Annotated in this window: 12 protein-coding genes, 1 tRNA gene, 1 other RNA gene and 1 pseudogene; 3 read left to right on the forward strand and 12 right to left on the reverse strand. The window is 63.1% G+C overall.

Annotated features, from left to right (window positions below; all coding sequences use genetic code 11):
* Positions 1 to 6: 6 nt before the first annotated feature.
* The 6 genes and pseudogenes from RSE14_RS05995 to RSE14_RS06020 all read right to left on the reverse strand — a co-directional run bounded on the left by RSE14_RS05995 (position 7) and on the right by RSE14_RS06020 (position 3938).
* The gene (locus RSE14_RS05995) at positions 7 to 876 is read right to left on the reverse strand and encodes a bifunctional DNA primase/polymerase (RefSeq protein ID WP_324076312.1); all 870 of its coding nucleotides are present in this window, start codon (positions 874 to 876) and stop codon (positions 7 to 9) included.
* Positions 877 to 1270: 394 nt separating this feature from the next.
* A complete protein-coding gene (locus RSE14_RS06000; RefSeq protein WP_324076313.1) occupies positions 1271 to 1462 on the reverse strand; it encodes a helix-turn-helix domain-containing protein in 192 nt (63 codons plus the stop codon).
* Positions 1463 to 1520: 58 nt separating this feature from the next.
* A complete protein-coding gene (locus tag RSE14_RS06005) occupies positions 1521 to 2099 on the reverse strand; it encodes a hypothetical protein (protein WP_324076314.1) in 579 nt (192 codons plus the stop codon).
* A 1-nt stretch (position 2100) separates the two neighbouring features.
* A pseudogene (locus RSE14_RS06010) lies at positions 2101 to 2262 on the reverse strand (integrase); the annotation flags it as partial.
* 169 nt (positions 2263 to 2431) lie between these two features.
* Positions 2432 to 3658, reverse strand: coding sequence for a tyrosine-type recombinase/integrase (locus tag RSE14_RS06015; protein ID WP_324076315.1), 1227 nt, complete (start codon positions 3656 to 3658; stop codon positions 2432 to 2434).
* A gap of 194 nt (positions 3659 to 3852) precedes the next feature.
* Positions 3853 to 3938, reverse strand: a tRNA-Tyr gene (locus tag RSE14_RS06020).
* A gap of 173 nt (positions 3939 to 4111) precedes the next feature.
* Here RSE14_RS06020 and rlmB point away from each other — a divergent pair.
* Together rlmB and RSE14_RS06030 are read left to right on the forward strand one after the other, a co-directional pair.
* Positions 4112 to 4903 (forward strand): 23S rRNA (guanosine(2251)-2'-O)-methyltransferase RlmB, encoded by a 792-nt coding sequence (rlmB, locus tag RSE14_RS06025; protein WP_324076316.1) that lies wholly within the window; start codon positions 4112 to 4114, stop codon positions 4901 to 4903.
* A gap of 31 nt (positions 4904 to 4934) precedes the next feature.
* Positions 4935 to 5843, forward strand: a complete 909-nt coding sequence (locus RSE14_RS06030; RefSeq protein ID WP_324076317.1) for a hypothetical protein — start codon at positions 4935 to 4937, stop codon at positions 5841 to 5843.
* A gap of 90 nt (positions 5844 to 5933) precedes the next feature.
* Here RSE14_RS06030 and RSE14_RS06035 read toward each other — a convergent pair whose 3' ends face one another.
* From RSE14_RS06035 to RSE14_RS06050, 4 genes are all read right to left on the reverse strand, one after another.
* Positions 5934 to 6206, reverse strand: coding sequence for an HU family DNA-binding protein (locus RSE14_RS06035; RefSeq protein ID WP_324076318.1), 273 nt, complete (start codon positions 6204 to 6206; stop codon positions 5934 to 5936).
* Between the two features lie 237 nt (positions 6207 to 6443).
* The gene (gene lon / locus RSE14_RS06040) at positions 6444 to 8855 is read right to left on the reverse strand and encodes an endopeptidase La (RefSeq protein ID WP_324076319.1); all 2412 of its coding nucleotides are present in this window, start codon (positions 8853 to 8855) and stop codon (positions 6444 to 6446) included.
* A 114-nt stretch (positions 8856 to 8969) separates the two neighbouring features.
* Positions 8970 to 9311, reverse strand: coding sequence for a YbaB/EbfC family nucleoid-associated protein (locus RSE14_RS06045; protein WP_324076320.1), 342 nt, complete (start codon positions 9309 to 9311; stop codon positions 8970 to 8972).
* Positions 9312 to 9340: 29 nt separating this feature from the next.
* Positions 9341 to 11125 (reverse strand): DNA polymerase III subunit gamma/tau, encoded by a 1785-nt coding sequence (locus RSE14_RS06050; RefSeq protein ID WP_324076321.1) that lies wholly within the window; start codon positions 11123 to 11125, stop codon positions 9341 to 9343.
* A gap of 124 nt (positions 11126 to 11249) precedes the next feature.
* Here RSE14_RS06050 and RSE14_RS06055 point away from each other — a divergent pair, with 124 nt between their 5' ends.
* Entirely contained in the window at positions 11250 to 11735 is a 486-nt protein-coding gene (locus RSE14_RS06055; RefSeq protein ID WP_324076322.1) for a DUF4188 domain-containing protein, read from the forward strand.
* 3 nt (positions 11736 to 11738) lie between these two features.
* Here the strand turns inward: RSE14_RS06055 and ffs are convergent.
* Together ffs and RSE14_RS06065 are read right to left on the reverse strand one after the other, a co-directional pair.
* Positions 11739 to 11833: signal recognition particle sRNA small type (gene ffs, locus RSE14_RS06060), an RNA gene on the reverse strand.
* A gap of 76 nt (positions 11834 to 11909) precedes the next feature.
* Positions 11910 to 12188, reverse strand: a complete 279-nt coding sequence (locus RSE14_RS06065; RefSeq protein WP_324076323.1) for an ETC complex I subunit — start codon at positions 12186 to 12188, stop codon at positions 11910 to 11912.
* Positions 12189 to 12298: the final 110 nt, after the last annotated feature.

Here is a 12298-nt window from a genome sequence, read left to right on the forward strand (position 1 = left end):
ACCATCTCAACAAGGGGGTCCCTTTTGCGCGCCGATAGGGGGTCCCGATTGAACGCCGATTGACAAGTCGACATCCTCGAAGCGATGAGGTGCGGTTAGGCACCACTCTTCGGCAAGGTCTTCGGCATCCTTCCAGCCCAGCGACAGGATGGCCCACACGATATTGCGGTAGCGTTCGTAGCTGCAGTCGGCGGAGATATGACCGAGCATTTCACCAACGAGCGCACGCTGCCTCGGGGTGTCATCAACACCCTTGAAGAGCGACAACCGGCTCTTGCGACGCTTGTGTCCGGCCTCGCGTGCAGCCAACTCCTGCTGCCAGATGGCAAGCAAAGGGTCGGGGATCTCGGGGATAGCGCGCCAGTCGCCTTTACCGCCCCAGCGATAAGGCTGCCCGGTATCCGGATGGATCGAGGGCGGCAGGACATCCTGCATAGTCAGCCCATCGCGCGTAGCACAGCGGAACTCGATGACAGTAACTTGCCGCTCTTCACCATCGACCAGCACCGTTTCCTTTATGCTGATGCTCTCGCGAGGGGCGCAGCCGGAGGGAAGTGCATAGAGAAGCTTGATCCTGCCCTCTCTGCCCGACACGATTTGCACCGCGTCATCGGCATCCAGCTGCACGTCAAGTTCAACGCCATGCTTGGCCAGCCAACCTTTTGCCTTCGGCAGATCATCGACGTCTAGCGCCATTGTCGGCGAGGTGCAGTAGGCGTGGGCAAGGCCGATGTTACCCGCCAGCTCGGAAGCCTGCTCCGGGTCGGTGACGACGTTATCGCGCTTGTTCCAGCCCTTCACCCTCGGCCTCTTCTGACCCTTCGGGATAGGGACGAGGGCCATGCCAGCCCATGCATATTCAGATGTGATACTCATTGCCCTACCTCCCCGCAGAGTGGGGGGAGGAAAGCGGCTTCCGCTTCCCCTTCGGCGATTGCGTCATGCAGCACCCGCGGCAACAACACTCCTACCTCGTATGCCTTTACCAAATCTCCACCATGGGCGCGGAGCGCCAGGGAGGTCGTCATCGCGAACCCTGTGCGGCTCGGGAAAGCTGCCACAGCCTCTTCGAGGATTTCTTTAATGGCGATGGCGAAAGCGCCTTCCCCAGCTGCTCGGAGGCGACTGGCGCACCCGGAGCAATAGAAGAAGTACAAGAGCATGTTACCTTGCTGGCAACACAGGGCCGATGTTTCTGATGCGAGGTCAATATCCCGCTTGCAACCGCAGCACCCCGCGTGACCATAGCCGTAATCATTAAGATGGCAGGTCATTCCGCTGCCTCCCCGCTCACTAGGGCATACAGGCTCTCAGCAGGGATCAGCGTGCGACCGCCGACCCGGATGGCCTTAAGCCGCCCGGAGTTGATGTGCGTGTAGAGGGTGGTCTTGCCAAGGCTAGAGGCAGCGCAGGCCTCGCGGATACTAAAAGCCAGTTTCTGCGGCTCAATGGTGTCAGACATGGGATTTGCCCTTTCGTTCGGAGGTGAACGAATCGGGGTTGCCTGAGTCGTTTTCGGCCTAGCCGGGTTCAGCCGATTGTTTTTTTGCTCTGAGCTTGGCGTCGGACACTCGGCTCGGAAGGTTACGTTCTTTCAAGCTATCGCCGTCCTGCAAATTACGGATCTCGCCATCCAGCAGCACGATGCCGTCAATGCGAAGCAGCTCCGCCCGCACTTTCCTGGCGGGAATGGTCCGATCATCATCGACGATGTCATTAATCAACCTGGTGATACTGCTGTAGCGGCCCGGCCGAGGGTTTTTGGCCCGGACAGTTTGTCGAGCACTTCGTGCTTCCACCGTCTCCCTTAAACGACGGATAGCATTGGTGGGGTCCGTGGCGAGCCGCTTGAATATGCTCTCCGCGACGAAGTGCTCAGGGCCAAGTTCAGTCTGATGATAGAGGCGCTCAAGGGTCTGCCGGTCCACCTTCTCTTGCTCAGGACCCGGACCTTCCACACGGTGGCGCAAGCGCTCTCGCTTCAGGACGAAATCGAGAAATGCTGCCCCTAATTCCTCGTCTGTTTCTATGGTGCTCGCTTCCTGGAGGAACTGTTCCGCTAGGCGTCCCCACGCTTCCTCGAATGATTGCTCGTCCATCTCAAACCGCCTTCCGTTCAGGGAGCTTCACGACATCCGCGCCTTGGCGGAGCTGATCGAGGTAGTCGCTCCACCACTGCGCCATTTCCACACGCTCCTTCCAATGCTGCCCCCGATGATAAGCGGCGCGCACCTTGTCCTTGTCGCCATTCGCAAGTGCCCGATTGCGTAGCCGCCAAAAGGGGGCAAAGATCGATGCGGCTGGCATTCCGCCCCTTAACTGCGCTTCGAAGAAGTCGGCATCTGCTGCGGCATAGTGAGGTGGCGCGGGTTCCCGATCTTGTCATTGCCGACGATGAGCTAGCGTTTGGGCTTGTCGATGTTGTGCACGGTCATCTTGCTCGCTTATTAGGTAGGGACACAATTTTCCCCGCAATAGCCAAACGGCTATAACAGTATCTCCCCCATGCCTGCATGAGCGTGATACGCGCGCCTGGCTTATCTGGAGTGCCGAGATATGTTGTCCTGCGATAAGCAGCCTGCACGGCGTCAGGCGTCTTATGGGCAAGAGCTGCCTCAACCACAGCATCGGGAAATCCCTCATTAGCCGCCCAGTCGGTGAGGGACGATCGAAAGCCATGCACATGATAAGGCTCACTCATGTCGCGCAGCACCTTCAACAGGGTCATGTCCGACATGGGGTTGCCCGTCGCGCCTGGGAAAACCACATCGGTATCTATAAGCCGCAAGGCATTCGCCTTGGCGAGCACCGTCAACGCCGCATCTGACAAAGGCACGATATGCGCCTTGCCACGCTTCATGTGATCGGCGGGGATCGTCCAAAGGCGGCTCTCAATGTCAAACTCATCCCATCTGGCCAGCCGAACCTCCTGCGATCGTGTTCCAGTGAGGATAAGCAATTCCAGCGCCAGACGGCCAAATGAAGGCCTGCGGCGTAATGCGGTCAGAAAAGGTGGGACGGCTACATAGGGCATGGCCTTACGGTTCTGCTTTTGCTTGACCTGTCGCGGTAGGCCGCGCCCTGCTTTTAGGCTGCCGCTGCCAGACGGTGCCTCTGTCGAGCGCCAGCCTTTGGCGTGGGCGTAGTCGAGAACGGAACAGATCCGGTTGCGCACCTGGCGCGCGGTTTCGGGAATTTCCTGCCAAATCGGCGTCAGCACATCGATGATATCGGCAGCAGAGATTGACCCGGTGGGAAGGTGACCGAGCCTTGGGAAGGCGTAGTTTTCAAGACTGGCAAGCCATTGCCGGGCGTAGACAGTGCTTTTCCAGCCCGCTTCATTTTCAGCATGATACTGCCGGGCAGCCTCGCTGAAAACAACCTTGGCGGCAACCTCGTCCTTGCGTTCAGCCAGTATGTCCCTCCGCTCGATCTTTACGGCCTTGCGAAACGACGCCGCCTTCTCACGTGCCTCTGCCAATGTAACCAGCTTGGCACTCCCCAGCCCAATATCCTGCCTTTTCCCGTCACGCTGGAGCCGCAGCGCCCAAGACGCAGCGCCAGTTTTCTTAACTTTCAAAAAAAGGCCGTCGCCGTCTTGATAGGTTCCGGGGCTAGAGAGAGCAGCCTTAACCGCGATCGCCGAGAGCTTACCCATTCCGTCCCCACACTTTCATTGCCCACAAAGCCAATCCAAAGTGTGGGGACGATCAATTCTGTACCCACACCGTTCCCACACTAGGCCCCGACTGCAGGCGAACTGGGGCGGACGTGAACGAACAGACAGGGGTACCATATCCCTGTATCAAGGGGATTTCTACGGTCTTTAGCGAACGTCATTGAATGAGGAAGTGGTGGACAGGGCTGGATTCGAACCAGCGTACGCTTGCACGGGCAGATTTACAGTCTGCTGCCTTTAACCACTCGGCCACCTGTCCACACAGTCCCCTGCATCGTCGAGGGGGGCTTTCCCGAGCGTCATCCGCTCTGAATTTGCGCGATTCCCCGAGGGGTCCCGCTGCCGAGAGGCGCCCCTTTGGCGAAGCACTGCTTGCCTGTCAATGCCCCTGCTGGCAGGGGGCGCGCTAGATGGCATAGCCAAGGAGCGACAATGACCGAGGGTAAACGCAAACGCGCGCTGCGCGGCCGTGCAGGACGCATGAAGGGCGGACGCGGTTCGGGCAAGGCCAGCACGGGTCAGGTTCGCCTGTGGGGCCGCCATCCGGTGGAAGCCGCGCTCAAGAACCCGGAGCGCCAGCATCGCAAGCTGTGGGCGACCAGAGAGGGAGTCGCCAGCCTCGACGGCGAACTGCCGGCCGATTTCCCGATCGAATACGCCGATGTCGCCGATCTGGCGCGGCTCGTCGCCAAGGATGCGCCGCATCAGGGCCTGGTGCTGGAATGCGCGCCGCTGGAGGATGTGTTCCTCGATGAAGTCGCGCTGGGCGAGGCGGAGCGGCCGATTGTGGTGCTCGATTCCGTCACCGATCCGCACAATGTCGGCGCGATCCTGCGCTCGGCCGCGGCCTTCAACGCGGCTGCGATCGTCACCCAGGATCGCCATGCCCCGCCCGAAGGCGGCGTGCTCGCCAAGGCCGCCTCGGGGGCGCTGGAGACGGTGCCGTGGGTGCGCGTCGTCAACCTCGCCCGCGCGCTGGAGGAACTGGCCGAGGCCGGTTACTGGCGCATTGGTCTCGCCGGAGAGGCCGAGGCAACCTTTGCCGAGACCATGCCCACCGGCCCGGTCGTGATCGTGCTCGGCGCGGAAGGCGAAGGCCTGCGCCATAACATCGCGGCCCATTGCGATGCGCTGGCCAAGCTGCCGATCTCCTCGTCAATCGAGAGCCTCAATGTCTCGAATGCCGCGGCGATTGCGCTTTATGCGGTGGCCACGCGCGGGTAGAAGGCTTCTTCAAGAGGGAGGGCCTTTTGCCATGACGATGTTTTCTCCGATCCGCCTGCGCGCTGCCGCGCTGCTGGCCGGCTTTGCGCTCGCTTTGTCGGGCTGTTTCATGTCGCCGGGCAAGTTCACGTCCGAACTCGCGCTGACGGGGCCGGACAGTTTCACCTTCAGCTACGAGGGCGAGATCTTCTTCCTCGGTCTGTCGAAGCTGGCCCAGATGGGCGCGGCCTCAGAAGAGACCTTCACTCCCGAGGCCTGCTTCAACGACGAAACCTACGAAGAGCGCGAATGCACCAAGGACGAGCTCGATAGCCAGCGCGCCGAATGGGATGCGGGCGCGGCCGAACGGGCGGAAAAGGCCAAGAAAGACGCCCAGGCGATGAAGGCCATGATGGGCGGCATCGATCCCGCCGATCCCAAGGCGAGCGAGGAACTGGTACGCCTGCTTGAACGCCAGAAGGGCTGGAACCGCGTGGTGCACAAGGGCGACGGGGTGTTCGAGGTGAGCTTTGCGACACAGAGCACGCTCGGCCATGATTTCATGTTCCCGCTGATCGAGGGCTTTCCGCCGCTCAATCCCTTTGTGCAGATGATCCTGCGCGATAGCGGGCAGGCGCGCATCAACGCGCCCGGCTTTGCCGCCCAGAACGGCGACAATCCGATGGCCGGGATGATGGGCGGGATGGGCTCGCTCGCCGGGCTGGCCGCAATGGGAGCGGCCGATGGAGCGGGAGAGGGCAACGCCGAGGCTCCGGCCATACCGGGCGTGCCGATGATGGAGGGCACCTTCACGATCCGCACCGCACCGGGCATGCGAATCCTTGCCAACAACACCGATGAAGGCCCGTCCGCCACGACCAATGGCGGCGAGGAACTGCGCTGGACGATCTCGCCGCGCACTACCCAGGCCCCGACCGCGCTGATCGTCACCGGCGGCTGATCGCAGCCGCAGCCACGCAAACAAAAACCCCGCCGGCGGCATCGCTGGCGGGGTTTTTCGTTACAGGCGATCAGGCGCCCGCAAAGCTGATCAGTTGACCGCGTCCTTGAGGCCCTTGCCGGCCTTGAACTTCGGCTGGTTCGATGCCTTGATCTTCATTTCCTCGCCCGTGCGCGGGTTGCGGCCGATCGAGGCCTTGCGCTTGGCGACAGAGAAAGTGCCGAAGCCCACAAGACGGACTTCATCGCCGCTCGAAAGGGCCTTAGTGATGGTATCAAACACACTTTCGACAGCGCTGGCGGCATCGCTCTTGGATAGACCGCTGGCGGCGGCCACATCGCTGATCAGGTCGTTCTTGTTCATGTCGGAACCCCCTAGGCTCGTGATTTTTGTCGTTCTGGTGAATCGCCCCACGAAACGTCCGAGTTGAAACTGTTTCGGCAGGGCTGTCAAAGGCAAATCGCCCTCGGCAGGACAGGCCGGCAAAGCAGTTCGCAGGCGCAGCTGGCCTGAGCCTGCCGCGCCGTGCACTTCGGAGTGCTGTTTCTCGTGGAAAGCGACCCTGCCGCGAATCGCGGCAAGAGCGGTCTCTCTAGCGGCTCAGTGCGCGGTTGGCACCTCTGATCCGGCAGGATTTGCCGCCGGATTGGAGCCGCCCGGCTGGCTCGCCAGATCATCCGCCTCGGTCCACTCGATCGCCTCGAGCGGTTCGACAAGCGCGCGCGCCAGAACCTCGTCCACGTGGCTCACCGGAATGATCTCCAGCCCGGCCTTGGCATTCGCGGGGATTTCCGCGAGGTCCTTGACGTTCTCCTCGGGGATGAGGACCGTGGTGATCCCGCCGCGCAGGGCCGCGAGCAGCTTCTCCTTCAGTCCGCCGATCGCCAGCACGCGCCCGCGCAGCGTGACCTCGCCGGTCATCGCCACATCGGGGCGCACCGCGATGCCGGTGAGGGTCGAGACGATCGAGGTGACCATGCCGATGCCTGCACTCGGCCCGTCCTTGGGCACGGCGCCTTCGGGCAGGTGGATGTGGACGTTCTTGCGGTTGAACAGGCTCGGCTTGATACCATAGGCCGGCGCGCGCGCCTTGACGAAGCTGAAGGCCGCCGCGACGCTCTCGTTCATCACCTGACCAAGCTTGCCGGTGGTCTTGACCTCGCCCTTGCCCGGGGTGGTGACGCTCTCGATGGTGAGCAATTCGCCGCCAACCGAGGTCCACGCAAGGCCCGTGACCGCGCCGACCTGCGGCTCGGCCTCGGACACCCCGTGCTTGAACTTGCGCACGCCGGAGAAGTCGCCGAGGTTTTCGGGCGTCACGGTGACGCTCTTGACCTTGCCTTCGAGGATCTGGCGCAGCGCCTTGCGGCACAGTTTGGCAATCTCGCGCTCCAGCGTGCGCACGCCGGCCTCGCGGGTGTAATAGCGGATCAGATCGCGCAGCGCCGCTTCCTCAAGCGTGAATTCGCCCTTCTTCAGACCATGCGCCTGCACCTGCTTTTCCACGAGGTGGCGCTGGGCAATCTCGACCTTCTCGTCCTCGGTGTAGCCTTCCAGCCGGATGATCTCCATCCGGTCGAGCAGCGGCTGCGGCAGGTTGAGGCTGTTCGCAGTGCACACGAACATGATGTCCGAAAGATCGAGATCGAGCTCGAGATAATGATCCTGGAACTTGGCGTTCTGTTCGGGGTCGAGCACTTCAAGCAGCGCCGAGGCCGGATCGCCGCGGAAATCCTGGCCAAGCTTGTCGATCTCGTCGAGCAGGAACAGCGGATTGTTCGTCCCGGCCTTCTTGAGATTGGCGACGATCTTGCCCGGCATCGAGCCAATATATGTCCGGCGGTGGCCGCGGATCTCGGCCTCGTCGCGCACCCCGCCCAATGACTGGCGCACGAATTCGCGGCCCGTCGCCTTGGCGATCGACTTGCCCAGCGAGGTCTTGCCCACGCCCGGAGGACCGACGAGGCACAGGATCGGACCTTTAAGCTTGTTGGTGCGCGCCTGCACCGCGAGATACTCGACGATGCGGTCCTTGACCTTCTCCAGCGCATAGTGATCGGCATCGAGCACGGCCTGCGCGCGGGCGATATCCTTCTTGAGCTTAGACTTCTTGCCCCACGGCAGGCCGAGCAGCACATCGAGATAGTTGCGGATCACCGTCGCCTCGGCGCTCATCGGCTGCATCGAGCGCAGCTTCTTCAATTCGGCCTGCGCCTTGGCACGGGCCTCTTTGGAGAGCTTGGTCTTCTCGATCTTCTCGGTGAGCTCGGCAATCTCGTTGCCGCCTTCGCCATCATCGCCGCCGCCCAGTTCCGACTGGATCGCCTTGAGCTGCTCGTTGAGGTAATATTCGCGCTGGGTCTTTTCCATCTGGCGCTTCACGCGCCCGCGGATGCGGCGTTCGACCTGCAGCACCGAAAGCTCGCCTTCCATGAAGGCCATGACGAGTTCGAGCCGCTTCAGCGGGTTGGTCTCGGTCAGCAGGCCCTGCTTGTCCGACACCTTGGCGCTCAGCGCGGCGGCGATGGTATCGGCAAGCTGACCGGCATCATCGACTTCGGAAAGGTCGATCCCGGCATCCTCGCCGAGCTTCTTGTTCAGCTTCACATATTCGCCGAACTGTTCGACCACCTGCCGCATCAGCGCGGTGACTTCATTGCCGGCGACGGTCTCGCCCGGCAGCGTCTCGACTTCGGCGAGCAGATGCGTGCCGACATCCTCGAGCGCGGCAAGGCGCGCCCGGGTCTTGCCCTCGACCAGCACGCGCACCGTGCCGTCGGGCAGCTTCAAGAGCTGGAGCACCTGCGCGATGACGCCGACATCATAGAGGTCATCGCCCTCCGGATCATCGCAGCCCGGATCGAGCTGGGCGATCAGGACAATGTCCTTGGAAGCCTCCATCGCCGCTTCGAGCGCCGCCACCGATTTGTCGCGCCCCACGAACAGGGGGACGACCATGCCGGGGAAGACGACGATGTCGCGCAGGGGAAGGAGAGGGAAGGTCTGGTTCATATTCTTGTGTCCACGGCGGCCATGGGGGCAACGCCTTTAAAGGGAATATGGGTAGGCCTCAGGCGCGCCGCAATGGCTGGCCCCGGACAAGCTGTGGACGCGTCGCGAAGGCCCTCAGCCGAGGCCGGGCAGGTTGAACCCCGGCGGAAGGCCCATGGAGGACTGCATGTCCTTCATCTGCTCATTCGAGACCCGGTCCGCCCGGTCGCGTGCGTCGTTGAAGGCGGCGGTGACGAGGTCCTCGACGATGCCCTTGTCGTCCGGGTTCATCAGGCTGTCGTCGATCGACACGCCGAGGATGCGGCCCTTGGCGCTGGCGCGGACCTTCACAAGGCCGCCGCCCGCGGTGCCCTCGACCTCGATCGCGTCGAGCTTCACCTGCATCTCGTTCATCTGCTTCTGGATGGTCTCGGCGGCTTGCTGAGCCGCCTTCATCATCTCTTCCATCGACTTCATCGGGGGTACTCCGTCAATTTCAGGGGGGATCAATTCCAGGGCGGACGGGCCGCGCGGGCGACATTGCCCTCGGTGCCGAGCAATTCGGCCTCGGGGAAGGCCGTGAACGCCGCCTGCACCAGCGGATCGGAGCGGATGCGGCTGTCTTCTGCCGCCGCCTCGGCCTCAGCCGCCTCGCGCAAGCTGGGCTGCGCAGTCCCGCTGCCCCGCTCGACCTGCCAGCGCCTGCCCGTCAGCTTGAACAGCGCCTCGCGGATATCGGGCGCGGGATCATCGGGGAAACTGTCGGCCTGCTGGTAGATCAACCGGTCAGGCCCGAGTTCGATCACACGGATCCGGTCGCGCATCATCTGGGCGACGCGCAGCTGGCCCGCGGCATCGACCGCCTCGACGAGGCCAGCCCAATCCTGTGACGGCATTGCAGAGGCAGGCGCGGCTGAAGCACTTTCGCTGCCGCCCGCAGGCGCCGCCGGAGCCGCAACGATACCGCTCGCCGCAATCTCCTCGATCCGCTTGGCCAGCTTGCCGGGATCGGGCATCTGGCCTGCATGCAGGATGCGCAGCAGCGCCATCTGGAGCGAGACCAGCGGATCGGGCGCGGTGCGCACCTCGTCATGGCCCTTCAGCAGCAATTGCCACAGGCGGTGCAGTTCTCCTGCCCCCAGCCGGCTTGCAAAATCGCTGAGTGCCGCGCGCTCTTCTTCCGAAGGTGCCTCGGGTTCGCCGCCCGAAACCTGCGCGAGGGTGACGCGATGCGTGAGGTCCATCAGCGCCCGCATCAGCGCCAGCGGCTCGACCCCCAGCGCATATTGCTCGTCCACCGCGGCCAGCAAGGCCTTGGCGTCGCCTTCAAGCAGGTGGCCAAGCACACGCCGCTGCGCGCTCTTGTCGGCAAGGCCGAGCATGTCGCGCACGCGGGTGGCGGCGACCTTGCCCTCGCCGTCGAGATCGGCATGGGCGATCGCCTGATCGAGGATCGAGAGCCCGTCACGCACCGAGCCTTCGGCCGCATTGGCGATGATGCTGAGCGCCTCGGCTTCGGCCTCCACCCCTTCAAGCCCGCACACCCGCGCAAAATGTTCGGCAAGCAGCTGCGCAGGGATACGGCGCAGATCGAAGCGTTGGGTACGGCTCAGCACCGTCACGGGAAGCTTGTCGACTTCGGTGGTGGCGAAGAGGAACTTCACATGCGCAGGCGGCTCCTCAAGTGTCTTGAGCAAAGCGTTGAAAGCATTGCGCGACAACATGTGAACTTCGTCGATGATATAGATCTTGTAGCGCGCCGATACGGCGGCATAGCGCACCTGCTCGATGATCTCGCGCACGTCGTCCACGCCGGTGTTCGAGGCCGCGTCCATCTCGATCACGTCGATATGGCGTCCCTCGGCAATTGCGGTGCAAGGCTCGCACACCCCGCAAGGATCGATGGTCGGCCCGCCCTGCCCGTCCGGCCCGACGCAGTTCAGCGCCTTGGCGATAAGCCGCGCGGTCGAGGTCTTGCCGACCCCGCGGACGCCGGTCATCAGGAAGGCATGGGCGAGACGATCGCGCGCGATCGCATTGGCCAGCGTGCGCACCATCGCCTCCTGCCCGATCAGCTCGGAGAAGGTCTGGGGCCGGTATTTGCGCGCCAACACGCGGTAGGGCTGGTTGCTCGCGGCAGGCGCCGGTTTCGGAGCGGGTTCGGGCGGCACAGCCGCGGCGGGTGGCGGGGGCGCGGGATCGCCAAACATCGAATTCTGCCCCGCCGCCTCAAGCTCGGCGAGGCTCGGGCCGGTTTCTTCCTCGGGCAGATCGGGATCGGAATCGCTCATCGCCGTCCACCTTAGGCAAGCCGCTCGGGAATGTCGAAGCCCTGAAGAACACTCATCGACATTGCGCACAGCTTGACAGGCGAGCGACACATTCCGATCACCGCTCCGAGGGAGGGGTTGTGCCATGGCCATCATTCGCGGACGCATGACCGATGCCCACAACGGGCCGCTGGTGGTGTTTCTGATCGGCATGCGGATCAATCATTTCCGGAAAATCGGCAAATGGCTGCCGGTGTTCCGAGCCATGGGCCCGATGATCCGCGAGCTTTCGCAGAACCCGGACAGCGGCTTTCTCGGCACTGAATATGCCCTGTGCAGTCCGCGCCAGATCCTGCTGATCCAGTACTGGCGCGATTTCGACAGCCTCGAGGCCTATGCCCGCGACCGGGATGCGCAGCACTGGCCGGCCTGGACCGCCTTCAATCGCAGCATCGGCAATGACGGAACGGTGGGAATCTATCACGAGACCTATGTCGTGGAGGCAGGCGCGCACGAGACGGTCTATGCCAATATGCCGCCCTTCGGCCTCGCCCGCTTCACCGGCAGCGTCCCCGCGACCGGATCACGCAATGCCGCGCGCGAGCGGATGCGCACAAGTTCCGGCGAATGAAATGAAGAAGGAGCCGGGCGACCCGCCGCAATCCACCTGAGCTGCTTCCTTCCGGACCTGACTCGGTGAGCGGACGCAAACGTCCACCCGACTCCCGGGCGGGCATATGGCGGGCGTTGTGCGAGATTTCAAGTCACAAGTCCCGCAGCAGATCCCGCGGCGGGATCGTGCCTGTCAGCGAAAATTATCCGCATAGGCCTGCAGCTTGAGCCGCTTGGCGGGCGTCGCGTGGATGCGCGCGGCGATGCCGTATTTCTCCGCATAGGCCTTGGCCGCGTCCTTCGAGGGGAAGGTCAGCTTCACCTGCGACTGCGTGTCGCCCGTGCCCGTCCAGCCCATCAACGGATCGGCAAACCGCGCCTGCGATTGCTCGAACTCGAGCACCCATTCATCGGTGCGGGCCTTGCCCGATTGCATCGCGTGCTTGGGCTGCTGGTAGATACGTGCGCTCATTTTTCTTTTCGATCCTCGCTCATGCGGCCTGACGGCCGCGTCGCTGCGGGCGGCCAGTCGGCCTTGCGGGCCGCTTTCGCATCCCGAATTGCAGCCCGCCGATAGCGCAA

Source organism: Erythrobacter sp. (genome assembly GCF_035194505.1).
In the GTDB taxonomy this organism is placed as follows: Bacteria; Pseudomonadota; Alphaproteobacteria; order Sphingomonadales; family Sphingomonadaceae; genus Erythrobacter.

Coding starts and splice junctions, on each gene's coding strand:
- RSE14_RS05995 (WP_324076312.1), bottom strand. CDS start 876: ATGAGTATCACATCTGAATATGCATGGGCTGGCATGGCCCTCGTCCCT.
- RSE14_RS06000 (WP_324076313.1), bottom strand. CDS start 1,462: ATGTCTGACACCATTGAGCCGCAGAAACTGGCTTTTAGTATCCGCGAG.
- RSE14_RS06005 (WP_324076314.1), bottom strand. CDS start 2,099: ATGGACGAGCAATCATTCGAGGAAGCGTGGGGACGCCTAGCGGAACAG.
- RSE14_RS06015 (WP_324076315.1), bottom strand. CDS start 3,658: ATGGGTAAGCTCTCGGCGATCGCGGTTAAGGCTGCTCTCTCTAGCCCC.
- rlmB (WP_324076316.1), top strand. CDS start 4,112: ATGACCGAGGGTAAACGCAAACGCGCGCTGCGCGGCCGTGCAGGACGC.
- RSE14_RS06030 (WP_324076317.1), top strand. CDS start 4,935: ATGACGATGTTTTCTCCGATCCGCCTGCGCGCTGCCGCGCTGCTGGCC.
- RSE14_RS06035 (WP_324076318.1), bottom strand. CDS start 6,206: ATGAACAAGAACGACCTGATCAGCGATGTGGCCGCCGCCAGCGGTCTA.
- lon (WP_324076319.1), bottom strand. CDS start 8,855: ATGAACCAGACCTTCCCTCTCCTTCCCCTGCGCGACATCGTCGTCTTC.
- RSE14_RS06045 (WP_324076320.1), bottom strand. CDS start 9,311: ATGAAGTCGATGGAAGAGATGATGAAGGCGGCTCAGCAAGCCGCCGAG.
- RSE14_RS06050 (WP_324076321.1), bottom strand. CDS start 11,125: ATGAGCGATTCCGATCCCGATCTGCCCGAGGAAGAAACCGGCCCGAGC.
- RSE14_RS06055 (WP_324076322.1), top strand. CDS start 11,250: ATGGCCATCATTCGCGGACGCATGACCGATGCCCACAACGGGCCGCTG.
- RSE14_RS06065 (WP_324076323.1), bottom strand. CDS start 12,188: ATGAGCGCACGTATCTACCAGCAGCCCAAGCACGCGATGCAATCGGGC.